Raw genomic sequence first — 25736 nt, 5'->3', positions numbered from 1 at the left:
CCCGGCGCAGTCCTCGACACCACACACTGAACGGAAGAACCGACACCATGAGCGCCAGCGTTCGCGTGCCCACCATCCTGCGCACCTACACCAACGACGCCGCGGAGGTGACCGCCGAGGGCGGCACCGTGGCCGACGTCCTGGACGACCTCGAGGCCAACTACCCCGGCATCCGCGCCCGCATCCTCGACGACGCGGGCAAGGTCCGCCGCTTCGTCAACGTGTACGTGGGCGACGAGGACGTGCGCTTCGAGAAGGGGCTGCAGACCGAGGTCGCCGACGGCGCCAAGATCTCGATCATCCCCGCGGTCGCCGGCGGCTGCTGAGTCCCGCGCCCCGATCCACACGCCAGGGCCCGGCCCCCGTTCCAGGGGCGCCGGGCCCTGGCGTGTCCGGGAACGCGGGCGCCCGCCGCTCGTCGCCCGTCGCCCGCCGCTCGTCGCCCGTCGCCCGTCGCCCGTCGCCCGCCGCCCGCCCCCGGTCGCGCTCCGCCGTAGGCTGGGCGTATCCGAACTGGTGAGGGTGGCGATGTCGGCGACGCGGTTGTTGGTCCTGGGCGTGGTGCGGCTGCACGGGCAGACGCACGGGTACCGCGTGGGCCGCGAACTGCTCTCCTGGGGCGCCAAGGAGTGGGCCAACGTCAAGTGGGGCTCCATCTACCACGCGCTGCGCAAGCTCTCCGCGGAGGGCAGGCTCCGCGAGTTCTTCGCGGAGGGCGACGAGATCGTGGACCGCACCTCCTACGAGATCACCCCTGAGGGCGAGGCGGAGCTGCACCGGCTGCTGCGCCGGGCGCTCAGCCACGGGGGTGACGACCACGCCCTGCTGTTCGCGGGTGTCACGCTGATGACCTCGCTGCCCCGGGCCGAGGCCGTCGAGCTGTTGAAGGAGCGCCTGGCGGCCCTGGAGGCCGCGAACGCCGAGCTGGCCGGCTTCAAGGAGCCCGGGGCGGAGTGGGGCAAGCCCGAGCACGTGTGCGAGCTGTTCGGACTGTGGCACCGCACCGTCGGCGCCGGCGCCGAGTGGACCCGCGACCTCATCGCGTCACTGGAGGCGGGCCGCTACACCATGGCCGACGACGGACCGGAGGCCTTCGGCCTGCCGCCCGGAGACGACGGGTAACGGGCCCACGGGGGTCACCGGTGACCGCGCGCCGCCCGGTCGGCCCGGTGGGGCGTGGTTCCGGAACTCCTCTTATTCAAGTTTGAATATCTGGTCGCGATCGTGCACACTCGTCCTCGTATTCAAATTTGAACACGGAGGCGAGTATGATCCGCACACGCGGCCTGACCCGGCACTTCCGGGTCGGCAAGGAGACGGTCGAGGCCGTCCGCGGCGTCGACATCGACGTCGGGGAGGGCGAACTCGTCGCGCTCCTGGGCCCCAACGGGGCCGGGAAGAGCACCACCCTGCGCATGCTCACCACGCTGCTCGAACCCACCTCCGGCACCGCGGTCGTCGCCGGACACGACGTCCGGACGGCGCCCGCCGAGGTCCGCCGCCGCATCGGGTTCGTCGGCCAGGGCCACGGCGCGGGCGAGGACCAGCGGGCCCGCGACGAGCTCTACGCCCAAGGGCTGCTCTACGGCCTGGACCGGTCCACCGCCCGCCATCGCACGACCGAGCTCCTGGACCAGTTGGAACTGTCCGGCGCGGCCGACCGCGAGGTGACCAAGCTCTCCGGCGGCCAGCGCCGCCGCCTCGACATCGCCATGGGGCTGATCCACCGGCCCGGCCTGCTCTTCCTGGACGAGCCCTCCACCGGGCTCGACCCGCACAGCCGGGCCAACCTGTGGGAGCACATCGCCCGCCTGCGCGCGGAGTACGGCACGACGGTGGTGCTCACCACCCACTACCTGGACGAGGCCGACGGCGCGGCCGAGCGGATCCTGGTCATCGACCACGGCCGCGTGATCGCCGACGGGACCGCCGACGCCCTCAAGGCCAAGGTCTCCGGGGACCTGGTCACCTTCACCGTCCAGGACGAGGCCACCGCCCGCGAGGGCGCGCGGATCGCCGAGCTGGTGCCCTCGTCCAACGCCGTGGAGGTCACGGCCGTGCCGGGGCACGACCCCGAGGTGCGCTTCCGGGTCGAACGCGGCGACCGGGTCCTGACCGACCTGCTGCGCTCGCTCGACGCCGCCGGCGTCGCCCCGCTGGCCGTCCGTGTCCAGCGGCCGACCCTGGACGACGTGTTCCTGACCCTGACCGGACGCAGCCTGCGCGAGGAGGACGCCCGATGAGCGCCGACCACCCCGAGACTCCCGACACCGCGGCCGCGAGCCCGGCCGCGAGCCCGGTCGCGAGTCCGGCCGCGAGTCCGGCCGCGAGCCCGGTCGCGAGTCCGGCCGCGAGTCCGGCCGCGAGCCCGGTCGAAGGCACGATCGCGGGCACGACCGCGCGGCCGACGTCGACGAAGGCCGACCACCTGCTGCGGGACACGTGGATCGTGTTCGTGCGCCAGATGCGGCCGATGCTGTACCGGCCGGTCCTGCTCGCGTTCGGCATGCTCCAGCCGATCCTCTACCTCGTGCTGTTCTCGCCCCTGCTCACCGGACTGGCGGGCGCGGAGGGCGAGAACCCCTGGCAGTGGTTCGTCCCCGGCCTGTTCGTGATGCTGGCCCTGTTCACCGCCGGGTTCGCCGGGTTCGGGCTGCTGCCGGAACTCGCCTCGGGCGCGCACGAACGGCTCCTCGCGACGCCGGCCAACCGGGCGGCGCTGCTGCTCGGCCGGGTCCTGCGCGACGTGGTGACCATGCTGGTGCAGGTCGCCCTCGTCCTCGTGATCGTGCTGCCGTTCGGGTTCCGCGCGCCCGTGGCGGGCGCGCTCGTCGGGCTGGCCCTGCTCGGCGTCCTGGGGATCGGACTGTCCACGCTCTCGTACCTGGCGGCCATGGTGGCCAAGCAGACCTACGTCTTCGCGCCCATCGTGCAGACCGTGCTCATGCCCCTGATGCTGCTCTCGGGCGTGCTGCTGCCGATGGACCTGGCCCCGACCTGGCTGTACACGCTCTCCCGCCTGAACCCGGTCGCCTACGTGGTGGACGCCGAGCGCGCGCTGTTCGCCGGCGAGTGGGGGAGCGCGGTCGGACTCGGCTGGGCGGTCGCGCTCGGGCTCGCGGTCGTGGCGCTGTGGGCCGGAGCGAGGAGGACGCGGCGGATCAGCGCCTGAGCCCGGCGTCGGCCGCGGGGGCACGGCTCACCGCAGGGAGGCCCGCTCGGACGCCCAGGCCTGCACGCCGTCCAGGAAGCGCTCGATGCCGAACCTGGTGTCCGGGGGCGGGCCCTCCCCCTGCGGCGGCGTGCCGCCCAGCGGTACCCCCGCCCGGACCACGGCGGTCAGGGCCGGGAACAGCTCCGGATCCATGACCTGGGCCGGCAACCGCGCGGACGCTGTCGCTGGTGATCGCCGAAGCGGGGATCCACCGGGGCGGGCCTCGTCCGAGGCGGGGGCAGGTCCTCGGCCCGATCTGTCCGCTGAGCGCGCAAAACAGCTCATTCGGGGTTGAATGCGCAGGTGAACGGCGGTCTTCGCGGTCGGGAAATCGTGACCACATCGTTTGCACTCTCCAGGGGCGAGTGCTAAAAATAGACACGGTTAGCACTCCAGCAAGGTGAGTGCTAAACCGGATCGAGGCTGCGAGATCACGGGGTTCCGACAGACGGGTTGTCGGTGGCGCCGCGGTCGTCCGTCGCGGGCGCACGCCTCGTCCCATCGCGTATCAGCCCGGTCACGGGAGGACAAGAACTCAATGGCAGCCAAACTGATCGCGTTCGACGAGGAGGCCCGTCGCGGCCTCGAGCGCGGCATGAACCAGCTCGCTGACGCCGTCAAGGTCACGCTCGGCCCGAAGGGTCGCAACGTCGTCCTGGAGAAGAAGTGGGGCGCCCCCACGATCACCAACGACGGTGTCTCCATCGCCAAGGAGATCGAGCTCGAGGACCCGTGGGAGAAGATCGGGGCCGAGCTGGTCAAGGAGGTCGCCAAGAAGACCGACGACGTCGCGGGTGACGGCACCACCACCGCCACCGTGCTGGCCCAGGCTCTCGTACGCGAGGGTCTGCGCAACGTCGCCGCGGGCGCCAACCCGATCGGTCTCAAGCGCGGCATCGAGGCCGCCGTGGCTCGCATCAACGAGGAGCTCGGCAACCTCTCCAAGGAGGTCGAGACCAAGGAGCAGATCGCCTCCACCGCCTCCATCTCCGCCGGTGACACGCAGATCGGCGAGACCATCGCCGAGGCGATGGACAAGGTCGGCAAGGAAGGCGTCATCACCGTCGAGGAGGGCCAGACCTTCGGGCTCGAGCTGGAGCTCGCCGAGGGTATGCGCTTCGACAAGGGCTACATCTCGCCCTACTTCGCCACCGACCTTGAGCGCATGGAGACGGTCCTCGAGGACCCCTACATCCTCATCGTCAACTCCAAGATCTCCAACAACAACGAGTTCCTGCCCGTTGTCGAGAAGGTCCTGCAGTCCGGCCGTCCGCTGATGGTCATCGCCGAGGACGTCGAGCAGGGTGCCCTGCAGACCCTCGTCGTGAACAAGATCCGCGGCACCTTCAAGTCCGTCGCCGTCAAGGCTCCGGGCTTCGGCGACCGCCGCAAGGCCCAGCTCGGCGACATCGCCGTGCTGACCGGCGGCCAGGTCATCACCGAAGAGGTCGGCCTCAAGCTCGAGAACACCGAGCTCGACCTGCTCGGCCGCGCCCGCAAGGTCGTCGTCACCAAGGACGAGACCACCATCGTGGACGGTGCCGGTGACGCCACCGCGATCGCCGGTCGCGTGAACGAGATCCGCAACGAGATCGAGCGCACCGACTCCGACTACGACCGCGAGAAGCTGCAGGAGCGCCTGGCGCGCCTGGCCGGCGGCGTGGCCGTCATCAAGGCCGGTGCCGCGACCGAGGTGGAGCTCAAGGAGCGCAAGCACCGCATCGAGGACGCCGTCCGCAACGCCAAGGCCGCGGTCGAGGAGGGCATCCTGCCCGGTGGCGGCGTCGCGCTGCTCCAGGCCAGCGTCCCCGCGTTCGAGAAGCTGGACCTGCAGGGCGACGAGGCCATCGGTGCCGACATCGTTCGCCGCTCCATCGCCGAGCCGCTGAAGCAGATCGCCATCAACGCCGGCCTCGAAGGCGGCGTCGTGGCGGAGCGTGTCCGCAACCTGGAGCCCGGTTTCGGCTTCAACGCCGCGACCGGTGAGTACACCGACCTGTTCAAGGACGGCGTCATCGACCCGACCAAGGTCACCCGCTCCGCACTGCAGAACGCGGCCTCCATCGCTGGTCTGTTCCTGACCACCGAGGCCGTCATCGCCGACAAGCCGGAGAAGGGCGGGGCTCCGGCCGCCGACCCGACCGGTGGCATGGGCGGCATGGACTTCTAGGAGTCCGCGTTCCCGGGGTCAGGTACGCGACCCCGCCCGCGACGACCGGGTGGCCCTTCGGGGCCGCCCGGTTTCGCCGTTTCCGGGGCCGCGCGAGGGCGGTCGGGCCGGATGTGCTGGGTGGGCCGGGAGGCACGACCCTCCCGGTCCCCAACGTTCGGCGGCGTCCCGGTGCGGGCCGGGGCGGGGCGTTCAGTCGCCGTGCCAGGCGTGCCAGAGGTCGGCGTAGGAACCGCCGCGCGCGAGCAGTTCGTCGTGGCTGCCCAGCTCACTGATCCGGCCGTCCTCCACCACCGCGATCCGGTCCGCGTCGTGGGCCGTGTGCAGGCGGTGCGCGATCGCCACCACCGTGCGGCCCTCCAGGACCCCGGCCAGGGACCGCTCCAGGTCCCGGGCCGACCGCGGATCCATCAGGGACGTGGCCTCGTCCAGCACCAGCACCCCCGGGTCGGCCAGCACCACCCGGGCCAGGGCGATCTGCTGGACGTGCGCGGGGTCCAGGTCCTGGTGGCCCGAGCCCACCCGCGTGGCCAGCCCCTCGGGGAGCGAGCGCACCCACGACTCGGCGCCCACGGCGGCCAGCGCCCGCCACAGGCGCTCCTCGTCCACGGACCCGGCTCCGGCCTCGCCGTCCAGGGCCAGCGCCAGGTTCTCGGCGAGGCTGCCACGGAACACGTGGCTCTCCTGGCTCAGCAGGATCACGCGTTCCCGGCGCCGCTCGGGCGCCAGCTCCGCCAGGTCCGTGCCGCCCACGCGCACCCGGCCCGAGTCCGGCGGGTGGATCCCGGCGATCAGCTTGCCCAGCGTCGACTTGCCCGCCCCGCTCGGACCCACCACCGCGATCCGCTCCCCGGGCCGGAGCGCGAGGTCGACACCGTGCAGCACCTCGGTGTCGGTGTAGCCGAAGCGCAGGTCCTGGACCTGCACGGCGCGCGGCACGCCGTCGGCGGCCACGGCACCGGCCGAGGCGCGTTCCTCGGCCATCCCCACGCCGAGCAGCCGGCGCAGCGAGGTGTACCCCATCATCAGGCTGTCCACCTCGTCCAGCAGCCGGTCGAGCGGGGTGCCGAGCTGCATCGACACGAACACCGCCGTGGCGACCTGGCCGACGGTGAGCGCGCCGTCCGCGGCCAGCAGCCCCGCGACCAGGAACGTCACCGCGACCGGCAGCAGGTAGCCCAGCTCCAGGGACGGATACCACACGCAGCGCAGCGACAGCGTGTAGCGCTCGGCGAGGTAGGCCCGGTGGACGCGCTGGTCGTTGAGCGCGCCCTGGCGGGCCTGGCGGCCCAGCGCCTCGATCGTGTGCGCGCCCTCCACCGTGTCGGTGACGCTCTGCGTGAGGTCGGAGTAGCTCGACAACTCGCGCACGTACCCGTCGGGGGCACGGCGCGCGTACCAGCGGGTCGTCGCCCAGATGAGCGCGACCGACGGCACCCAGGCGGCCAGCAGCAGGGGATGGACCAGCGCGAGCGCGGCGGCGAAGACGACCACCGACACCAGGCTGACCACCATGAGCGGCACCGAGTTGCGCACGGTGTGGCTGAGGTGGCCGATGTCGCGCCCGGTGCGGGCCACCAGGTCGCCCGTGCCCGCCCTCTCCACCGTTCCCAGGGGCAGGCGCAGCACGGCGTGCACGAACTCCTCGCGCAGCTCGGCGAGCAGGTTCTCCCCGAACCGGACCGACAGGGCCACCGACCAGAGCACGAACACGGCGTTGACGCCGAGGGCGACGACGATGACGACCGCCAGGCGGTCCACACGGCCCGTGCCGACGTCGGCGCGCACGGCGTCGACGAGCATCCCCAGGACCCACGGGGCGGCGAGGGCCGCGAGCGCGGCCACCCCGTACAGGGCGACGACGCCCGCCAGGGTCCGGCCGTGGTCCCGGCCCGCCCGGCGCAGGCGGGCCCACACGACCGATCCCCCCGCGACCGGCAGTCCCGCGCTCGGCTGCCACTCCGGCACCGTGGGCAGGTGCGGGGCGGTGGAGCGTTCGGTGGTCTGGGTCATCGGTTCCCACCTGTGGTCACGGTGCGCAGGACGGTCTCGGCGTAGCGGGGGACGGAGGCGAGCAGTGCGCGGTGGGTGCCCTGGGCCACCACACGGCCCCGCTCGACGAACTGCACGTGGTCGGTGCGGTCCAGGAGCAGCGGACTGGTCGTGACCAGCGCCGTGGTGCGCCCGGCGCGCTCGACGGGCAGGGCCGCGGCGATGGCGGCCTCGGAGTGGGCGTCCACGGCGGAGGCCGGCTCGACCAGGACGAGGATCTCCGGGTCCAGGGCCAGGGCCCGGGCGAGTCGCAGCCGCTGCTGCTGGCCACCGGAGTACTCGCGGCCCCGCTCGGTGAGCACGGCGTCGAACCCGGAGGGCGACTGCCGGACGATGTCGTCGGCGTTGGCTGCGTGCACGACCCGGGCCAGGGCGTCGTCGGACAGCCCGCCGTCGGGGGAGAGCTCGTCGCGCAGCCGGCCGGAGAACAGGTGGGCGCTGTTGGTGGCGACCAGGATCCGCTCGCGCACCCGGCTCCGGGGCAGGTCGCGCAGGCGGACGGCGCGGCCGGTGGCGCGTTCGACCAGGACCGCGTCCGCCTCGCCGCCCGCACCGTCGCGGTAGCGGCCGAGCCGCTCGGCGATGGCGGTGGCGTCGGTCGGGTCGGGGCACACGACCCCCGTCGTGCGCAGGGCGGGCACCGCCACCCCGCTGGCGGGATCGCGCAGATCGCACGGGGCGGCGGGTTCGGCCGCGGGGTGCTCGGGGTCGGGATGGTCGTGGGCGAGCCGCAGCACGCGCACCACCCGCGCGGCGGCCACCCGCGCCGACACGTAGGCGGAGGCCACGCGCATGAGCTGGCGCACGGCGGTCGCCAGACCGCCCGTGTAGCCGTAGAACGCGACGAGCTGCCCGACGGAGATCTCTCCGGACAGCGCCAGCCGGGCGCCGTACCAGACGATCCCCACCAACAGCAGGCCCGGCAGCAGTTCGCGGACGGACTGGAGCGCGGCGTCGGCCCACCCCACGCGCACCCCGGCGGCGCGCACCCGCTGGGACTCGGCGGCGTAGCGGTCGCCCACGGTGCGCTCTCCGCCCACGCCCCGCAGGACGCGCAGGCCCGCGACCAGGTCGGTGGAGCGGGTGGTCAGTTCGGCCTGGCGGTCGCGGTGGTGCTCCTGGCGCTGGGAGAACACGCGCAGCAGCGGCACCATCCCCACCAGGATCAACGGGACCGACACCAGCACGATGAGGCCGAATGTCACGTGCGAGTCCAGCATGAGGGCGCTGATCACGGCGACGGAGACCAGAGCCCCGGGCAGCGCGGAGGCGCTCTCGGAGAATTCGCCGACGCGGTCGATGTCGTCCGTGCCCACGGCCACGACCTCGCCGGACGGGAGCCGGCGGGTCAGGGTGGGACCCAGCCGCACGGAGCGCCCGGTCACCACCTGGACCGTGCGGTAGGCGGACGCGTACCAGTTGAAGCAGTCGGCGCGGTGGCTCAGCAGCACCAGGACCGCGCCGAGGGCGGCGAGCCCGGCCAGGAGCGCCGACCACCGCAGCAGGGCGCCGGTGCCCCCGCCTGCGATCCCGGAGTCGACGGCGGCGCCCAGGGTCGCCGACATCAGGGTGAGGCAGACCCAGAAGCCCCCGCTGACGGCCCCGGACCAGGCCAGGGACGGCCACGACCGCCGGGCGAGCCAGAGCAGGTAGCGGTCCGGCGACCGGTGGTCGGGTGTGCCTGGCGGCTCCGGGAGTGAACGCACAGTGACCGAACCTAGTCCGGCGTCCTGGGGAACGGCCACTCATTTTCCGGTCGCCCGTTCCGGTCGCCCGGCTTCCCTGAGCCGGCGCCAGGGTGAGGTCAGGGACGATCCGGGGCCACACCGGATGTGGGGGAGGGGGCGGCCACATGAGACTGGGCACCATGGACGATTCCGCCCCCACGACCCTCGCCGCCGGAGCCCGCGAGCACGCGCGCCGACCACCCCTCCTCGTGCGCGTCGCCGTCGTGGTGGCGGCAGCCCACCTGATCTGGCGGCTGATGGCGTGGGTGGGCACGTTCTTCCCGGACGGGGAGCTGAGCGTCCCCCACCACGTGGTGAACACCCTTGTGGTGTTCGTGCTGGCGCTGCCCATGGTGTGGCTGGCCCGCCGCTACCTGGACCGGCGGCCGTGGCGAGGGCTGGGGCTGACCTTGGACCGTGCGCAGTGGCGACCGTTCCTGGTGGGCGCGGCGTCCTGGGCGCTGCCGGGCTTCGCGGGCATCGCTTGGTGCGTGGCGATGGGGTGGAGCGCGTTCGGGCTGTCCGTCTCCGGGGCGGAGGCGGTGGCGGGTCTGCTGCTGCTGGCGGTGCTGGTGCTGCTGTTCGAGGCGGTGCCGGAGGAGCTGATCTTCCGCGGCTACCTGTTCCGCAACCTCAACGCCGCCATGGGGGCGTGGCTCGTGGTGGTGGTCCAGGCCGTGCTGTTCGCGCTGTGGGGGAGCGCGATCTGGGTGCTCGACAGTGGTTGGGAGGTGCTCGCCGAACGGCTGCCGCTGTTCTTGGTGATGGGCCTGGTGCTCGGGTGCCTGCGGGTGCTGACCGGCAGCGTGTGGGCGTGTGTGGGCTTCCACCTGGTGTTCCAGACGGTCGCCCAGGCCCTGTTGAACGGTCGCTACCTGGAGGTGCAGGGCGCGGACATCCTCACGGTGGTGGCCTTCCTGCTGCCGTTCGTCCTCGGTGTGCCGACCGCGATGCTGCTCGCCCGCACCAGGGGCCGCTGGACCGGGCGGGTCCCCGACCCGGCCCCGGCCTGACACCTGCGTGGACGTTCGTGGTCCCGCCGCAGTGGGGAGTTATTCTGCGAAGTGTCGGGTGACGAGGTGCACGGAGCGTTACTGTCCTTGTCCGGAGGTGCAACTCGAAGTAAAGGGATTCCGGCCCGGAAGGGCTGGGCTTTCAGTCGAATCGGCTGGGGGGCGCTTTTACCAGCACCAGCCATCACCCGTGATGAGGTGACCTCGATGGCTACGTTCCGCACAGGACAGAAGACCCACCAGGCCGTGCTTCCTCAGCGGCCTGCTCTGGAATCCGCGCCAGCAGACACCCCAAGGATCAGGGACGAAACGGGGCGCGGACACCACACCACTGATGTGGTACCCGGTGCGGAACATGTGCGAGGGGAGACCGGTACCGCCTCACCTGGCGGTTCCGGCGTCACTCCCGAGCCCTGCGGGGCCGGGGAGAAGGGCCGTGAGGCCCACACCAGAGAGAGTGACCCGTGTGTGTTCGTCCTCGACAAGCGCGGCGCCCCGTTGCAGCCCTGCCATCCGGCCAGGGCCCGCAAGCTCCTGGCCAAGGGCCGGGCGGTGGTACACCGGCACACCCCGTTCGTGATCCGTCTCAAGGACCGCACGATCGAAGGCTCCGAGGTGGACGGTGTGGAACTGGGTATCGACCCCGGATCGAGGCACACCGGCATCGCCGTGTTCACCCACCGGGGCGGGGAGCGCCGGGGCCGGTACGCGATTCAGCTCGACCATCGGGGCGCGGCCATCCGTAAGAAGCTCGCTCAGCGGTCCGGCTATCGTCGGCGCCGCCGCACCTCGAACCTGCGCTACCGGCCGCCCCGGTTCGGCAACCGGGCCAGGCCCCGGGGCTGGCTGCCCCCGTCCCTTCAGCACCGGGTGGACACCCCCGTCTCGTGGGTCGACCGGCTCACCGGGTGGGCACCCGTCGGGGCGGTGCATGTGGAGCGGGTGGCGTTCGACACCCACGCCCTGTCCGTCGACGGGCCCCTCGAAGGTGTGGGCTACCAACAGGGGACCCTGCACGGCTACGAGGTGCGCGAGTACCTGCTGGCCAAGTTCGGCCGTGCCTGCGCCTACTGCGGGGCCACCAACGCGCCGCTGAACGGGCGCACCAAGTGGAACCGCACCCGTAACCGGTTGCCCAAGTCCCACACACTGGACGCACTGTGCGTGGGCAAGGCCGAGGAGGTCGCCCAGACCGTGAGCACGGTGCTGGTGGCCGGGTGCTCCGGGCGCGGGACCTATGCCCGGACCCGCCCCGACAAGTACGGCTTCCCCCGGTTGCGGCTGCCGCGAACCAAACGGTTCTTCGGGTTCGCCACCGGTGACCTGGTCCGTGCCGTCGTTCCCAAGGGGAAGAAGGCCGGGATCCACACCGGGCGGGTCGCGGTGCGTGCTTCGGGAAGCTTCAACATCACCACTGCTCATGGCACTGTCCAGGGCATCAACCGCAGGCACCTGCGTCTGCTTCAACGCGCCGACGGCTACGCCTATACGATCCGGGAGGAGAAGGGCGTTTCCCGGCCGTGAAGGACCGGGCTTCCACGCCCGACACACCGATGGGTCCTACCGTGACTGAACCCCCTGCTCAGGTGGAGTCGTCGAGATGGGATTACTTCCTGCGCACCTGGCAACAGTTGGACGTGCCCGACGGTTGGCGGGCCGAGATCGTCGATGACAACGGAGTCGTGCTCGAGGCTCCCCCATCTGATCCCCACAACTACATCGCGGTCCGGGTGAACCGTGCCCTCGCCCGTGCCGTTCCCGATGACTGGGGCATCTACCAGACCCTGGGTATCCAGGTGCCGGCCGTCGAGCGGCTGTACATGCCCGACCTGGTCGTCATGCCCGAGTCCGTCGTCCTCGACCCTTCACGGTCGCCCTGCCCCGCGGACGAGGCGGAACTGGTGGTCGAGATCGTGTCCAAGAGCAGCAAGGACACCGACCGCAAGAACAAGTTGTGGGGATACGCGCACGGCCCGGTCCCGCTCTACCTGCTGGTCGACGCCTGGGACGAGAACGGGCCGTCGGTCACCCTCTACGAGCAGCCGGGCAACGGGCGCTACAACCACGCGACCACGGTGGACTTCGGGGAGAAGATCACGCTGCCGGAGCCCTTCGGGCTCGACATCGACACGTCCAAGTTCCCCGGCCCGGACACCTGGCCCGCCTGAGGCCGTGAGGGGCGGGGCGGTCAGCGGACGGTGCCCTCCGCGTGCAGGATCTCCACGAGGCGGCGGACGGCGGGGGCGCAGCGGTCGCGGTCGGCGAAGCCGATCCACTCCAGGCCGGTGATCTCGTTGTCGGCGCGGATCCGGCCGTCGTGCTCGGCGGCGTAGCAGGCCATGCGCACGCGTGTGCCGGGCGCCTGGTCGTGGGCGGCCTCGTCGATCACCGCGACCTGGCGGAAGGTGCCCGGACGCAGGACCACGCTGACCTCCTCGCGTGCCTCACGCGTCACGGCGGCCTCGTCGCTCTCACCGGGATCGCGCTTGCCACCGGGGACGTAGAGCAGGTCCTTGCCTCGGGACCGGACGCACAGCAGCCGTCCCTCGTGGACGTGCACCCAGGCCAGGGCGTCGATCACGGCGGGGCCCTGCGCGGGCGGAGTCTGCGGCATGTGGCCACTCTAGGCCGCATCGGCCCGATCACCGGACGGACGTGAGCCAAGCCACTAGCATCCGGGGTGTCAGAAGCGGTGCCCCATCGACTCCGGCCCTCCGCCGGCCGGAAAGGCGGCCAGCATGGCGATCCCTCACGAGACCACCGACGCCCCCACCACGGAGCCGCGTCCGCTCCTGTCGCACAGCTCCAGCGGGGGCGTCCCGCCCCAGACCGACGATCTCCGCCAGGCCCGGGAGAAGGCCTACAACCTCTACAGCGCCGCCATCGGAGCCTGCCTGTCCCGCGGCGGCACCGATCCGTCGCTGGCCGAGCGGGCCCGGGTGCTGCTGAGCGAGGAGTCCATGCTGCCCCACCTGGCGCCCGATCAGCTGCGCCGCCTCAACGACGAACTGCCCGCGACCATCGCCGACCTGCGCGCGCGACCCGTGCGGCCGCCGCAGGGCGCCACGCCCTCAGAACTCGGCCGCACCGTGCGGGGGGACGAGCTGACCGCCCTGTTCGACCTCGCGCTGCGCGAGCGGCTGTCCGGCCCCGCGCGCGAGCGCCCGCGCCTGCTGCTCTTCGGCGGCCAGCCCGGCTCCGGCAAGTCGACCCTGCAGCGCCAGGTCATGCCGGTGCTGCCCGAGGGGACGGTCAGCTACGACGGCGACGACCTGCTGCGGCTGGCCCCGGACTACGAGTGGGCGATGGCCGAGGACGACCTCGCGGCCTCGCATGCGCTGGCCGCGCAGGTCGCGGGCCTGCACCGACTGGCCATGGACCACGTGCACGCGGGTCGGGTGGACGTCGTGTGCAGCCACCCGCTCGGCCGGGCGGACTGGGCGGCGCACTGGGTCCAGGGCTTTCGCGACGCCGGCTATCGGGTGGAGGTGGCCTTCGTGGCCACGCACGCGTCCAACAGCCGGTTCGCGATCGCCGACCGCCTCTCGCGGTCCCGCCAGGACCAGGGTTTCGGCCGGTGGATCACGCAGGACCAGCACGACCGCTTCTACCTGGGCGTACCCAACACCATCGAGTTCCTGGAGACCCATCGCCTGGTGGACTCGCTCTACGTCCTGTCGCGGGAGGGCGACATCCTGTACGCCAACCACGTGGCGGAGGGCGGCGACTGGCGCAGTGAGCCCTTCGGCCGCATCGCGCTGGAGGCCGAGCGCGGTCGCCGGGAGCTGTGGCGCCCGGACGACGACTGACCGCGCGACCGGCGGCCGAGACGCCGGTGACTCCGGGCGGATCGCGTGGCCGTATGTGGCCGTGGCCTGCGGTGTGGAGGGCTACGACCAGGTTCTAGAGTGCTCGTCATGGACTTCTTCGCCGCCAATCCCCTCCTCGTGAAGCAGCCCAAGCGCTTCATGGTCGATGAGTCGGAGTACCACTGCTTCGACGAGCGCGGGCAGCAGATCGCCCACGTCTACGAGCCGGACCTGAACTCGGGCACGCGCGTCCTGCGCGCCCTCGTCGACAACACGGCCGGGTTCCAGCGCAAGGTCGTCGTCAACGACATGTACCGGCGCCCGCGGCTCACGATCCACAAGCAGTGGTCCTGGATGACCGCGACGACGACGGTGTCCTGGCCCGACGGGCGGCCGGTCGGCACCATCGAGCAGGACCTCAAGTTCTTCAAGGCCGGCTTCACGCTGATGGACCCGTGGAAGCGCAAGCTCGGCACCATCGAGGGCAACTTCGTCGGCCGCGAGTTCAAGATCAACGACCACAACGGCCACGAGGTGGCACGGGTCGACCGGAGCCTGCCCTCCCTGGGGGAGGCCTTCACCGCCGCCGACACCTACGTCCTGCGGCGCCGGTACCCGACGCTGCCCGAGCCGCTGAAGACCCTGGTCGTCGCGTCGGGGATCGCGATCGACCTCGTCCTGCGCGAGGGCAGCAGGTAGCCGTCCCGGGCGGGCACCGGCCATGGCCCGCCGACCGCCGGCCGCTTGTGGCCGCGGCCGGGACGGACGCTCCGGCCGGAACCTACTGTGCTCGGCGGCGGTACGGGACGCTGCCCGAGCCGCTGAACACCCTCGTCGTCGCGTCCGGGATCGTCATCGACCTCGTCATGCACGCGGACGGTTAGCGGGCGGGCGGGCGGTCGGGCACGGCAAGGGGTCCGGTCCCGCCGGCGTGGGGTGTGGCGGGACCGGGGTCGCCGGGCTACCTCCGGTGCAGCCAGAGGTAGACGGTGGCTCCACCGTCACAGGTGTAGTCGTCGTACCTGGCGTGGCTGGACACCTGCTTCTGGCCCTCCGCGTGGCACGCGGAATAGGTCCAGTACCAGGTGTAGTACTCCCAGCAGGGCGGCTTGTTGCCATTGCTCTCGCACTGCGGGGTCGGTTCGACCTTCGGGGCGAGAGCGGCGGCCGGGGCGGCGAGTGCGAGTGTGGCGGCGGCGGTCATGACGGCGACGGCGAGTGTCCTGGTGAGCTTCACAAAGCACCTCGGTCTTGGGCCCGGGCAGGGGGGAGCCCCGCCCACACGGGCAGCGGGACGCAGAATTCGGGTCCGCCGCATGGGCGGCGAACCCGAATTGATAGTAGAAATTCCTTTGGTAAAGCAGGTGCAAAGCAAAAGTAAAGCCGACTTTTGCCGACCCTTTTTGGTCTTTATGTCATTCTGCGGCGCTTTGTTGTGTCCGGTCCCGCTCCGTGCCGTCGGCGCCTCACTCCGAGGGGGCCACCCGGGCCATGGCCGCGCGGTCCTCCTCGCCGAACCGCTCCTCCAGGTCCTCGGGTGAGGCGTCCAGGTCGATGCGGGCCAGCGGCACGCCCCGCGCCGACTCGATGGCGCCCAGGCGGCGTGTGGCCCGGTCGCCCGCGTACCTGAGCAGCTCGCCGGTCGGCAGCTCGTAGCGCTGCGCGTCGGGGTCGCTGGAGGGCCGGTCGCCCTCGTCGACCGTGGTCAGCACGTGCGGGAGGAGTTCGTCCAGGCGCTCGCGCACCACCTCCCAGTTGGCCTCGTCGGCGGCGACGTGCCGACGGCAGGTGAAGGTGCCCCACGCCATGTGGCGGCGCTCGTCGTCGCCGATCCTGCGCACGATCTCGCGCATCCCGGGGAAGATGTCGCGCACGGTGCACAGGTGGTTCCAGGCGTAGTAGCCGGTGAGGGCGAGTGAGCCCTCGATGATGTGGTTGTAGGTCACCGAGGCGCGCACCTGGTTGCGCGGGCCCGGGTCGTGCAGGAGGGCGTCCAGGGACCGGGGCAGCTCGTCGTAGAACAGCGCGCGGTATCCGGCGTTGGCGTCGACGAACCCGTGGAGGTCGTCCCGCACGCCCAGGGCGTCCAGCCACAGGCGGAACGCCTGGACGTGCTTGGCCTCCTCGAACGCGAACTGGGTCAGGTACATCTCGTCGCCCAGGCGGCCTTCGGCGGCCATCGCGCGCAGGAAGGGCTGGATGTCCTCGGTGACCGCCTCCTCGCCCGCCACGAAGAACGCGCACAGGCGCAGGATCCGCGTCCGCGCCTCGTCGTTGAGCTTCTTCCAGTCCTCGGCGTCCTGGCTGAGGTCGATGTCCGCGGGGTTCCAGAAGCGGGCGTTGCCCTTGGTGAACAGGCGCAGAGGCAGCGAGTCCCAGTTGAGACCGCCTCCTCGCAGCGAGTGGAAACCGGTGCGCTGGGTCGTGGGGGCGGGCCGATCGGCGGCGGGGACGGGCATGGGGGCCTCCTGGGGGGCTGTGGCTGTCCTCATGATTGGACACGAAGCGGCTTCGTGTAAAGGGCAGGCGTGGCCTGTGCCACGACACACCCGAATCGTGTTCGGCCAGGGGGTCGGCGACGCCGCGCCCACAGGGCCGACGGGCCCCGGATACGGTCGGCCGCGGCGGTGATCCGGCCGCTCCGAAACGGTACGGTCGGGGAGTACCGCCCGCACCGAACGATCCGATCGGGAGACGACGTGTTCTGTGGTGATCCCGGCACCTCCGGCTATGCCGACTGCGCCGCCCAGACCCAGCTGTTCGCCCTGGCCTCCGCGATCCCCGCGTTCCTCGGGCTGGCCCTGCTCGTCGCCGCCCTCACCGCGCCGTCCGTGCGCGGCGACCGGATCCTGCGCACGCGCACGCTGAGCTATTCGCTGGTGGCCTGGGGCATCGCCGCGTTCACCTACGTCATGGGCGGTCTGCCCTCGGTCTGACCCGTGGTCAGATCTCGTCGCCCGCCCGCAGGTCGGCCGCGTCCGTGATCCGGTAGGCGTACCCCTGCTCGGCCAGGAAGCGCTGCCGGTGCGCCGCGTACTCCTGGTCCAGCGTGTCCCGCGCCACCACGGCGTAGAAGCGCGCCGCGCGGCCGTCGGTCTTGGGCCGCAGCACCCGTCCGAGGCGCTGGGCCTCCTCCTGGCGCGAGCCGAACGAGCCCGACACCTGGATCGCCACACCGGCCTCGGGCAGGTCGATCGAGAAGTTCGCGACCTTCGAGACCACCAGCGTGCGCAGTTCACCGGAGCGGAACGCGTCGAACAGGCGCTCGCGCTCCTTGTTGCGCGTCTCGCCCTTGATGACCGGCGCCCCCAGCGAGGCGCCGAGATCGTCCAGCTGGTCGATGTAGGACCCGATGACCAGGACCTGCTCGTCCGGGTGGCGTTCCACGAGCTCCCGCACCACGGTGGTCTTGGTCTCCGACGAGGCGCAGAAGCGGTAGCGGTCCTCCGGCTCGGCGGTGGCGTAGGCCATGCGCTCGGACTCCGACAGGTCCACCCGGACCTCGACGCAGTCCGCCGGGGCGATCCACCCCTGGTTCTCCATGTCCTTCCACGGGGCGTCGTAGCGCTTGGGGCCGATCAGCGAGAACACGTCGCCCTCGCGCTCGTCCTCGCGCACCAGCGTGGCGGTCAGCCCCAGACGGCGCCGCGCCTGCAGGTCCGCGGTCATCCGGAAGATCGGCGCGGGCAGCAGGTGCACCTCGTCGTAGACCACGAGCCCCCAGTCGCGGGCGTCGAACAGCTCCAGGTGCGTGTACACGCCCTTCCGGCGGGCCGCCATCACCTGGTACGTCGCGATGGTGACAGGGCGGATCTCCTTGCGGGTACCGGAGTACTCGCCGATCTCCTCCTCGGTCAGCGACGTGCGCTTGAGCAGTTCGGACTTCCACTGGTGCACGGAGACCGTGTTGGTCACCAGGATGAGCGTGGTCGCGCCGGTCATCGCCATCGCCGCGGCGCCCACGATGGTCTTGCCCGCGCCGCAGGGGAGCACCACCACGCCGGAGCCGCCGGCGTGGAAGCTCTCCGCGGCCTCCCGCTGGTAGCCGCGCAGCTCCCAGCCGTCCTGGTCGAGCTCGATCGCGTGCGCCTCACCGTCGACGTACCCGGCCAGGTCCTCGGCCGGCCAGCCGATCTTGAGCAGCGCCTGCTTCAGGTTGCCGCGCTGGCTCGGGTGCACCGCGACCGAGTCCGGACTCAACCGCTCGCCCAGCATGCCCTTGAGCTTCTTGGCGCGGACGATCTCCTCCAGCACCGCGCGGTCGGTGGACTCCAGGACCAGGCCGCGCACGGGGTCGCCCACGAGCTTCAACCGCCCGTAGCGGTCCATGGTCTCGGCGATGTCCACCAGCAGCGAGTGCGGCACGGGGAAGCGCGAGTAGCTGATCAGCGCGTCCACGACCTGCTCGGCGTCGTGCCCCGCGGCGCGTGCGTTCCACAGGGCCAACGGGGTGATCCGGTAGGTGTGCACGTGCTCGGGGGCGCGCTCCAGCTCGGCGAAGGGCGCGATGGCGCGGCGGCACTCCCCGGCGAGCTCGTGGTCGATCTCGAGCAGGAGCGTCTTGTCGGACTGGACGATCAGGCAGGACACGCGGACCTTCAATCTGGTGGGGCGGGCGGCCACAGGTGCAACGCGGCGGACGCCCGGATCATGCCCGGGCCGGCCTTCGCCCTCCGATCAGGCGGACGAGGCGAACGCGAAGACCATCAACAGGATGTAGGCCACGATCACGAAAAGGACGATGCCCAGGTTGATCCAGTTCGAGATCCACGCGTAGCGGGTGTACTTGGCGGCGCGCTCGGAGTCGTACTTCTCACCCAGTGCCAGGGCGGAGAAGACCACGCCGACGACGGACACCGCGCCGCAGCAGGTCACCATCAGGATGATCGCCATGACGAGCGCGCCGACCATGTTGCCCTGGGAGGGCATCTCACCGGTCGGCGCGTAGGGGTCCTGGGGAGGCGGGTAGCCGCCGCCGTAGGACCCGTAGGACCCGTAGGACCCGTGGGCGGCGTAGCCGCCGGTGGAGTCGCCGTAGCCGCCGTAGCCGCCGTAGCCGCCGTAGCCCCCCTGGGGGCCCGGAGGAGGCTGCTGCTGGTACCAGTCGTCACTCATCGTCGTGCGTCTCCGAAGCTTTCGGGTGCGGGGGATCGGGGGCAGGCGCTCAGAGGGCGAACATCGTCACCATGAGCGCCAGGATCATCACAGGGACCAGGAACACCACCGACAACACGAGATAGGCGAAGTTGCACGCCCACGTGTAGCGCAGGAAGCGTTCCACGGCGGCCTCGTCGGGGATCTTGGTCAGGGCCGCGATGCCGAAGCCGATGCCGGGGACGTTGGTGACCAGCAGGAAGAACCAGAAGCCGAGCGAGACGCCCAGGACCGGTACGGCGAGGGTGAGCAGCGCCACCACGAGGGCGGCCACGGCGCCGCCGACGCGCGGGGGAGGGCCGGTCGGCCGGGGCTCGGTCGGCACGACGAGGCCGGGGGCCGCGCCGGGGCCGGGCGGCCGCGCGGGCCGGGGTGCGCCGCCGAGGGGCCGGGGCGCGCCGCCTCCGGCGCCGCTGCCCTTCTCCCAGAAGTCCCGAGGACTGTTCTGTGCCCTGTCCACTGCCACCTCCCGCCGTGCCTCCTCGGCTTCTACCCCGCCCCACACCATGGGACGCGCCGACGCGTGCCATGGTTCGGTCCCGCGGGCGGGATCACCAGTTGGTGACCGGGGCGATGCCGTCGATCCACGACCCCGCCTGTGTCCACGTGATGAAGGTCAGCACCAGCATGACGAAGAACATCACTCCCGCCGCGCCCAGGCAGTACCAGGAGTATCTGGTGAGCGTCTCCGCCTGGTCCCCGCGTCCGCGGTCGCGCGCGTGCGCGGCCCGGACGGCGAACACGATCCCGGCGATCCCGAACAGCCAGTTCGCGCAGCACAGGAAGGTCAGCGCGTGCAGGATCAGGGCCATCGTGGAGCTGCTGGATCCGCCGCCCGTGACGGTGGCGGGCTCGTCCCGGTCCCCGTCGCGCTCCGCCGAACGCTCCGCCCCGCGGCCGGAACCGCGGTCACGATCACGGGGGGAGGATGCTCCGGGGGGCAGAGAGGCGTTGCTCATGGAGGGTTCTCTCGCTGTCGGTGGTCGACCAACCTCGCGGCCACTCTAGCCCGCCCGCCACCCACCACCACTCCCGAGGGACACTTCGTGTCGGTGTCGGGAGTTTTCCCTCATGGGTCGCCTGCGGCGCGGTTCCTTTTCTGCCTGCCACCCGCCACCACTCCCGAGGGACACTTCGTGTCGGTGTCGGGAGTTTTCCCCCATGGGTCGCCTGCGGCGCGGTTCCTTTTCCGCCCGTCGCCCACCCCCACTCCCGAGGGAGGCTTCGTGTCGGGGTCAGTCGGGGGTGTTCTCCAGCTCGGCGATGGCGCTGATGCGGTGGGCGGCGAAGCGGTGCACGGCGTCGCGGGTGGCGTCGTAGCCGGTCAGGAAGCCGCCGTCGACGCCGGACGGCTCCACGATCCGGCTCACCTGGCGGCCGTCGGTGTCCGTGTACCCGATCCACACCCTGCGCCCCTCCCTGGCCGCGCGGGTGAGCGCCTCCAGGACCGCCGCCGTGCGCGATCCGGGCGGCCCGTCCTCGGGCAGCGGCACCGGTCGGCGGGCGATGTTGGACGCCTCGTCCCCGGCCCGCATCGCCTTCACCGCCGCGCGGGACAGCTCCCGGGACGCGCCCGACCCGCTCGGCGCCGGCACGTCCCCCGGGTCGGCCCGGCGCACCTCCGGCCGGCTCAACCGCATGGATCCGTCACCGCTCTCGGGCACCGGGTGGTACCCCAGCTGGCGCAGCCGTTCCACCAGCGCGGCCCGACTCACCCCGGCTGCCACGACCGTCGGCGCCAGTCGCACCAGCCCCAGGTCGCCCGCCCGGCGGTCGTTCACCAGCTCCTCCAGCACCGACGGCTCGTCGCACCGCAGGTAGCTGGAGGCCGTGCCCGCGCGCAGGCGCCCGTGGCGGCGTCCCACGTCGGACACCAGATAGCGCAGTGCCTGGGGCAAAGGTGTGCGGGAGTGGCGTTCGAGCAGATCGGTGATGTCGGCGATGCCCCGGCCCGCGTCCAGGGCGCGGCGCACGGACTCCTCCGTGAAGCGGTACACGGTCGCCCCGCCCGTGGACTCCACGTCGGCGATCAGGGCGAGCTCGCGGGCGAGCTCGGTCACCAGGGGGCCCGGGGCCACCGCGGTCATGTCCCCCTGGACCAGCACGTAGTCCAGCGGCGTGGGCAGCTCGGCGGACAGCACGCGTGCGGCCGCGTCCTCGTCGCCCTCCAACAGGGGGCGCGCGTGCTCGGCGAGGGCGCCGCGTCCGGTGAGTCCGAGCTCGGCCGCCTCGGACAGCGCGTACCCCACGAGTTCGGTGTACAGCGCCGACTGGCGGCGCGGGCGGCGCCAGACCAGGCGCGCGGCCAGCGACTCCGCGGTCGGGGCGAAGCCCGGAGGCGCGGTCCCCAGCTCCGAGAGCGCGTCGTGGCGGGCCTGCGGTGCGGCCGGGCGGACCAGTCCGGGGCCCAGCACGTTGCGGACCCGGCCCCCCGCGTCCCGTGATCCGTTGAGCGCGGCCACCCGGTCCGACTCCAGCCAGGCGCGGGCCAGGCGCAGCCAGCGCCACTCGGGCGGGCGCTCCCGCCACAGGTCGTACTCGCGCGTGGGCAGCCACTCGCCGGCGACGCGGTCGTCGGTGGCGATCAGTCCCGCGGCCCGGGCGGTCTCCAGGTACAGGGCGGCGGTCTGCTCGTCGGTGTCCATCACCTGGGCGGCCCGGCGCAGGTCGCGCACGCCCAGCCCGCCGTTGCGCAGGACCCCGGCGGGGTCCTCCGACCAGCGCTCCATCAGCTCCTCCAGCGCGCGCAGCAGCGTGAACGCCTGGCCGGCGGCGGCCTGGGTCACGGTCGTGCCCGGGTTCTCCCGTCCCTCGAAGGGCTCGGGGGCGGTCGACGCGTCGCGGAACAGCAGACCCGAACGCAGGTACAGCGCCACCTCGCGGGGCAGCGTGAGGGTGTCGTCGCCGGTGGGGACGAGCAGCCCCCGCGCCAGGAGCGTCTCGACCGGGGAGGAGGCGTTGGCCAGCGAGATCTCGCGACGCGCGTCGGTCACCGTGCCGTGGGGCGGACCCCAGGCCAGGCTGTCCAGCAGCCGCCTGGCCTGGTCGCCGACCTGGCCGACGAGGGCGCCGACGTGGGCCGGTTCGGACAGGTAGGTGGCGACGGACTCCACGGGCGTGACCGCGGTGCTGGCGGGCACCAGGTCGTCGGCGAGCCGCTTGACCGTGCTGTGCGGCAGGGCGGCCAGGAGCGGGCGCACGGGCGGACCGAGCTGCGCGGGCTGGGGCAGCAGGTCGCGCAGGACCTGGACGGGCCGCAGCCGTCCGCGGTCGGGCCACACCAGGGCGAGACGGAGCAGGTCGTCCAGGGTGCGGGCGAGGAGGTCGTCGGCCGGGTCCGCCGCCGGGGTGAGGCCCAGCGCGGCGGACAGGTCGGCGGTGGTGACGCCCACGGGTTCGGACAGGCGGTCGTCGCCGAGGGCGACCACGGACTCCAGGACCTGGAGGCCGAAACGGTCCAGGCGCTCCAGGACCCGCAGGACGGGGTTGCGCGTGGTGGCGCGCGTGGCGAGCGCGCCGATGTCGGCCGGAACCGGTTGGACGAGGTCGGGGCGCGCGGCCACCAGGGCCGCGAGTTCGTCGTCCGACCGACCGCGCAGCCAGGAGGTGAACGTCGGGGGGCGGCCCGAGCCGGGGGCGCCACGGCTCCCCGCACCAGGTTCGTGCTCGTCGAGCTGTGCGTTGTCGGTCATCGTGTCCACGCTAAGCGATGCCCGCACCGTAGGGCGCTTCAGTCCCCGTACTGGGCGGGCGGTGCCCGCTGCCACGCGTGTGCAGACCGTATCGACCGACAAATGACCGACCGTAATTGGATGAAGGGGTTAAAAGCCAGGTCATTGTGGGCCAATATGGGGTCATGACCCAGCGCTCGGAACAATTGGTACTCGACTATCTGTCCGAGGTCGCTCTGGTGCTGCACGGTCGTGTGTCCGCGAGGGAGCGGACGGCCTATCTCACGACGGTGCGCTCCCGCATCGAGTCGCGGCGCGCCGCGGCCGGTCGCGACGAGGAGACCGTCCGCAGGATCCTGCTCGGTCTCGGTACTCCGGAGGACCTGGTGGAGCGGGATTTCGGCGGTCGTGACCTCGACCTCGAGGACGACGAGATGATCCCGCCCAAGCCCCGGCACGCCGACCGGCCGCCGCCGCCCTGGCGGGGCGGCCCCAGCCACGGACTGATGTCCCTGCTGGAGGGCCCGGGGCAGACCGAGATGACCGTCGGCGGACGGGCCCGGGCGGCCGGCGGGCTGCGCGGCCTGTCCATGGCGGTGCGCCACCACGGGCCGGAGACGGCGGCCCTGGGACTGATGCTGCTCACCGTGCCCTGGGGGTGGAACCTGGCGTTCGTGTGGGTGCTGGCCGCGGCGCTCATCGTGCTCAGCCGGGTGTGGACGGCGCGGGACAAGTGGATCGGCGTCGGCCTGCCGCTGCTGGGATGCGCGATCGCGATGGCGCTGTGGCCGGGCGAGGCCAAGTTCATCGACCGCTACATCCAGGAGTCGCTCCCGGCGACCGGTGTCATCGGTCTCGGCCTGGCCTCGCTGGTGAGCGTGTTCCTGCTCTACCCGCGCGTGCTGCGGTCGGCGCGGGCGCAGGAGCGGTCGGCGCGCACGCCCGGTTGACGGGCGACCGGGCGCCCCGGACGACCATTCGCGGGACTGGTCATAACTTGGTAAATGCTCGGAATAACCTTTTCCGGTCAGCCCGTTACCAGGCGTTCTCGCGTGTCCGGCGGGGTAATCCTGGTGCTACACCGCCACCGAGAAGGTGGCCACGTCAGAAGCGGTGATCCGGCAGCCAGACCGGACGCCGCACACGTCGCGGAGGTCCCGTCTCTCCGCCGAGTCCCGTCCCACACTCCGCACCCAGCGGTGACAAGGACCGCCGTCGACGTCGCGAGGCCCGGGTGAGCCGCATCCGGGCCTCGTTCTGGCGTTCCGGGCCGGCGCGCTCCGAAACCGCCTCCGGCGCCGGTTCGCGCCCCTTCCGAGGCCCTCGCCCCGAGCGGCGATATTGCCATGGACGGCTTTCGGTCCGCGCACTAGCCTGGTTGACCACCCATGGAAACCAAGGGCCGCCGCGGGAATGACGGAGCGCGAGAACACGGTTGAGCGCTCCCGGAACTCGTGGTGCCCGACTGTGAAAGCATGAGGTCACTACGTGCCCACCGGCAAGGTCAAGTGGTACGACGGCGACAAGGGTTTCGGATTCCTCACCCAGGACGACGGCGGTGAGGTCTTCGTGCACTCTTCCTCCCTTCCTCCCGGCACCACCTCGCTCTCCCCAGGACAGAGGGTGGAGTTCGGCGTGGCCGAAGGCCGCAAGGGCGCGCAGGCGCTCCAGGTGAAACTCCTCGACACCCAGCACTCCGTGGTCAAGGCCCGGCGCAAGAAGCCCGACGAGATGGTCGTCATCACCGAGGACCTCATCAAGCTGCTCGAAGGCCTGTCCACCGGCTACCGCAGGGGCCGGCACCCCGAACGGCGGGACGCGGGCCAGATCGCCGCCGTGCTGCGCGCGGTCGCCGACGACCTGGAGGCCTGACACCCCACGACGAGGCGGGGCCGGGGAAGGAGCCCGGCCCCGCCTCGTCGCGTGTGCGGCCCGACACCCGTGTGCGGCCCCGACATCTGCGTGTGCGGCCCGACACGCGTGGTGTTCAGCCCGACGCCGGCGGGCGCAGGCCGCCGATGCGCTCGGGGTCGGAGACGACGGCGATCTCCGTCACCCGGTCGTCGGTCACCGAGAAGGCCATCACGGAGTACGGGCGTCCGTCCTTGACCACCAGGAGCCCCGACGCCCCGTCGACCAGCACCGGGTGGACCTCGGCGGCGGGCCCGCCCAGGCGGAACCGGGTGGCCTGTCCGGCCACCGCCGTCGCGCCGCGCTCGACGCGCACCGGCGCGGACCCCGTCTCCACCCGCAGGACGACCTCGGGGTCCAGGACGGTCAACAGGGCGTCGAAGTCGCCGTGGCGCGCGGCAGCGGTGAACGCGTCGACCACCCGTCGGCGGCGGGCGCGGTCCGCCCGCGGCGACAGGTCCGCGCCCCGCACCCGGCGGCGCGCGCGGCTGGCGAGCTGGCGGGCGGCGGCCGTGGAGTGGCCGACGATCGGGGCGACCTCCTCGAAGGGCACCGCGAACATGTCGTGCAGGACGAACGCCAGGCGCTCGGCCGGCGTCAGGGTCTCCAACACCACTTGGAGGGCCAGACCCACCGAGTCCGCCATGAGCGCCTCGTGCTCGGGGTCGACCGCGTCGTCCGGGGCCAGGACCATCGCGGCGTCCGGCTCGTACCGGTCCAGGGCCTCCTCCCGGCGCGTGCCCCGGGAGCGCAGCATGTTGAGGCACACGCGGGACACGATGGTGGTCAGCCACCCGCCGACGTTGTCCACCTCGCCCGCGTCGGCCGCGCGGGCGCGCAGCCAGGCCTCCTGGAGGGCGTCGTCGGCCTCCGCGGCCGAACCGAGGATCCGGTGGGCCACCGCGCGCAGGTGTGCGCGGTGCTCGTCGAACCGGGCGGCCAGCCAGTCGTGGTCCCTCATCGTGTCCTTCCCTGTCGGGTCGTGCTGAGCGTGTGCTCCGCCGCGGGGGTGCCG

General features: G+C 72.1%; 25 protein-coding genes. 13 read left to right on the top strand and 12 right to left on the bottom strand.

Translation table 11 applies throughout. The features are described 5' to 3' along the window. Positions 1 to 47 precede the first annotated feature (47 nt). The 4 genes from DFP74_RS07290 to DFP74_RS07275 all read left to right on the top strand — a co-directional run bounded on the left by DFP74_RS07290 (position 48) and on the right by DFP74_RS07275 (position 3172). Positions 48 to 326, top strand: coding sequence for a ubiquitin-like small modifier protein 1 (locus DFP74_RS07290; protein WP_121180997.1), 279 nt, complete (start codon positions 48 to 50; stop codon positions 324 to 326). A gap of 202 nt (positions 327 to 528) precedes the next feature. Then, positions 529 to 1122, top strand: a complete 594-nt coding sequence (locus DFP74_RS07285; RefSeq protein WP_121180996.1) for a PadR family transcriptional regulator — start codon at positions 529 to 531, stop codon at positions 1120 to 1122. Positions 1123 to 1268: 146 nt separating this feature from the next. Then, positions 1269 to 2243, top strand: coding sequence for an ATP-binding cassette domain-containing protein (locus tag DFP74_RS07280; RefSeq protein ID WP_121180995.1), 975 nt, complete (start codon positions 1269 to 1271; stop codon positions 2241 to 2243). Continuing rightward, positions 2240 to 3172, top strand: a complete 933-nt coding sequence (locus DFP74_RS07275) for an ABC transporter permease (protein ID WP_199725530.1) — start codon at positions 2240 to 2242, stop codon at positions 3170 to 3172. The genes DFP74_RS07280 and DFP74_RS07275 overlap by 4 nt, the downstream gene beginning before the upstream one ends. Before the next feature lie 27 nt (positions 3173 to 3199). Here DFP74_RS07275 and DFP74_RS07270 read toward each other — a convergent pair whose 3' ends face one another. Continuing rightward, positions 3200 to 3382 carry a hypothetical protein gene (locus DFP74_RS07270; RefSeq protein ID WP_121180993.1) on the bottom strand — a complete coding sequence of 61 codons (183 nt, stop codon included), beginning with the start codon at positions 3380 to 3382 and terminating at the stop codon, positions 3200 to 3202. 370 nt (positions 3383 to 3752) lie between these two features. Here DFP74_RS07270 and groL point away from each other — a divergent pair, with 370 nt between their 5' ends. Then, the gene (gene groL / locus DFP74_RS07265; RefSeq protein ID WP_121180992.1) at positions 3753 to 5384 is read left to right on the top strand and encodes a chaperonin GroEL; all 1632 of its coding nucleotides are present in this window, start codon (positions 3753 to 3755) and stop codon (positions 5382 to 5384) included. Positions 5385 to 5576: 192 nt separating this feature from the next. On the opposite strand, the gene DFP74_RS07260 is transcribed toward groL, so the two are convergent. Continuing rightward, positions 5577 to 7397: an ABC transporter ATP-binding protein gene (locus tag DFP74_RS07260; protein ID WP_121180991.1), complete on the bottom strand. Its 1821-nt coding sequence runs from the start codon at positions 7395 to 7397 to the stop codon at positions 5577 to 5579. After that, entirely contained in the window at positions 7394 to 9142 is a 1749-nt protein-coding gene (locus tag DFP74_RS07255; RefSeq protein ID WP_121180990.1) for an ABC transporter ATP-binding protein, read from the bottom strand. Before DFP74_RS07255 ends, DFP74_RS07260 begins: the two co-directional genes overlap by 4 nt. Positions 9143 to 9303: 161 nt before the next feature. On the opposite strand from DFP74_RS07255, the gene DFP74_RS07250 reads away from it, so the two are divergent. The 3 genes from DFP74_RS07250 to DFP74_RS07240 all read left to right on the top strand — a co-directional run bounded on the left by DFP74_RS07250 (position 9304) and on the right by DFP74_RS07240 (position 12344). Continuing rightward, on the top strand, positions 9304 to 10176 hold the full coding sequence (locus DFP74_RS07250) for a CPBP family intramembrane glutamic endopeptidase (RefSeq protein WP_121180989.1): 873 nt from the start codon (positions 9304 to 9306) through the stop codon (positions 10174 to 10176). A 468-nt stretch (positions 10177 to 10644) separates the two neighbouring features. Beyond that, entirely contained in the window at positions 10645 to 11700 is a 1056-nt protein-coding gene (gene iscB / locus DFP74_RS07245) for an RNA-guided endonuclease IscB (RefSeq protein WP_121180988.1), read from the top strand. Between the two features lie 41 nt (positions 11701 to 11741). After that, the gene (locus tag DFP74_RS07240) at positions 11742 to 12344 is read left to right on the top strand and encodes a Uma2 family endonuclease (RefSeq protein ID WP_233570847.1); all 603 of its coding nucleotides are present in this window, start codon (positions 11742 to 11744) and stop codon (positions 12342 to 12344) included. Between the two features lie 20 nt (positions 12345 to 12364). Here the strand turns inward: DFP74_RS07240 and DFP74_RS07235 are convergent, their stop codons facing one another. Then, on the bottom strand, positions 12365 to 12790 hold the full coding sequence (locus DFP74_RS07235) for an NUDIX domain-containing protein (protein WP_121180987.1): 426 nt from the start codon (positions 12788 to 12790) through the stop codon (positions 12365 to 12367). 124 nt (positions 12791 to 12914) lie between these two features. Between DFP74_RS07235 and DFP74_RS07230 the strand changes: the two genes are divergently transcribed. Both DFP74_RS07230 and DFP74_RS07225 read left to right on the top strand, forming a co-directional pair. Further along, positions 12915 to 13985 (top strand): zeta toxin family protein, encoded by a 1071-nt coding sequence (locus DFP74_RS07230; protein ID WP_121180986.1) that lies wholly within the window; start codon positions 12915 to 12917, stop codon positions 13983 to 13985. 108 nt (positions 13986 to 14093) lie between these two features. Next, entirely contained in the window at positions 14094 to 14684 is a 591-nt protein-coding gene (locus tag DFP74_RS07225; RefSeq protein WP_121188097.1) for an LURP-one-related/scramblase family protein, read from the top strand. 262 nt (positions 14685 to 14946) lie between these two features. Here the strand turns inward: DFP74_RS07225 and DFP74_RS07220 are convergent, their stop codons facing one another. After that, entirely contained in the window at positions 14947 to 15222 is a 276-nt protein-coding gene (locus DFP74_RS07220) for a hypothetical protein (protein ID WP_121180985.1), read from the bottom strand. 229 nt (positions 15223 to 15451) lie between these two features. Beyond that, complete coding sequence (locus tag DFP74_RS07215) at positions 15452 to 16444, bottom strand: R2-like ligand-binding oxidase (RefSeq protein WP_121180984.1); 993 nt, start codon at positions 16442 to 16444, stop codon at positions 15452 to 15454. 240 nt (positions 16445 to 16684) lie between these two features. On the opposite strand from DFP74_RS07215, the gene DFP74_RS07210 reads away from it, so the two are divergent. Continuing rightward, positions 16685 to 16921, top strand: coding sequence for a hypothetical protein (locus DFP74_RS07210; RefSeq protein ID WP_121180983.1), 237 nt, complete (start codon positions 16685 to 16687; stop codon positions 16919 to 16921). A gap of 7 nt (positions 16922 to 16928) precedes the next feature. Here DFP74_RS07210 and DFP74_RS07205 read toward each other — a convergent pair whose 3' ends face one another. From DFP74_RS07205 to DFP74_RS07180, 5 genes are all read right to left on the bottom strand, one after another. Beyond that, on the bottom strand, positions 16929 to 18575 hold the full coding sequence (locus DFP74_RS07205; protein ID WP_121180982.1) for a DNA repair helicase XPB: 1647 nt from the start codon (positions 18573 to 18575) through the stop codon (positions 16929 to 16931). Positions 18576 to 18662: 87 nt separating this feature from the next. Continuing rightward, positions 18663 to 19100, bottom strand: coding sequence for a hypothetical protein (locus DFP74_RS33465; protein ID WP_158612972.1), 438 nt, complete (start codon positions 19098 to 19100; stop codon positions 18663 to 18665). Positions 19101 to 19149: 49 nt separating this feature from the next. After that, on the bottom strand, positions 19150 to 19599 hold the full coding sequence (locus tag DFP74_RS35125; protein WP_370013356.1) for a hypothetical protein: 450 nt from the start codon (positions 19597 to 19599) through the stop codon (positions 19150 to 19152). A 91-nt stretch (positions 19600 to 19690) separates the two neighbouring features. Next, entirely contained in the window at positions 19691 to 20098 is a 408-nt protein-coding gene (locus tag DFP74_RS07185) for a hypothetical protein (RefSeq protein ID WP_121180979.1), read from the bottom strand. A 276-nt stretch (positions 20099 to 20374) separates the two neighbouring features. Beyond that, positions 20375 to 22831: a helicase C-terminal domain-containing protein gene (locus DFP74_RS07180; protein ID WP_121180978.1), complete on the bottom strand. Its 2457-nt coding sequence runs from the start codon at positions 22829 to 22831 to the stop codon at positions 20375 to 20377. Positions 22832 to 22995: 164 nt separating this feature from the next. Between DFP74_RS07180 and DFP74_RS07175 the strand changes: the two genes are divergently transcribed. Next, entirely contained in the window at positions 22996 to 23760 is a 765-nt protein-coding gene (locus tag DFP74_RS07175) for a hypothetical protein (RefSeq protein WP_121180977.1), read from the top strand. A gap of 538 nt (positions 23761 to 24298) precedes the next feature. Beyond that, the gene (locus DFP74_RS07170) at positions 24299 to 24682 is read left to right on the top strand and encodes a cold-shock protein (protein ID WP_121180976.1); all 384 of its coding nucleotides are present in this window, start codon (positions 24299 to 24301) and stop codon (positions 24680 to 24682) included. 115 nt (positions 24683 to 24797) lie between these two features. On the opposite strand, the gene DFP74_RS07165 is transcribed toward DFP74_RS07170, so the two are convergent. After that, the gene (locus DFP74_RS07165) at positions 24798 to 25682 is read right to left on the bottom strand and encodes a sigma-70 family RNA polymerase sigma factor (protein WP_121180975.1); all 885 of its coding nucleotides are present in this window, start codon (positions 25680 to 25682) and stop codon (positions 24798 to 24800) included. Between the last annotated feature and the right edge of the window lie 54 nt (positions 25683 to 25736).

This window comes from Nocardiopsis sp. Huas11, from assembly GCF_003634495.1.
Lineage (GTDB): Bacteria > Actinomycetota > Actinomycetes > Streptosporangiales > Streptosporangiaceae > Nocardiopsis.
Note: the sequence above shows the minus strand (reverse complement) of the source record. Positions and strands in the feature narration are given on the sequence as shown.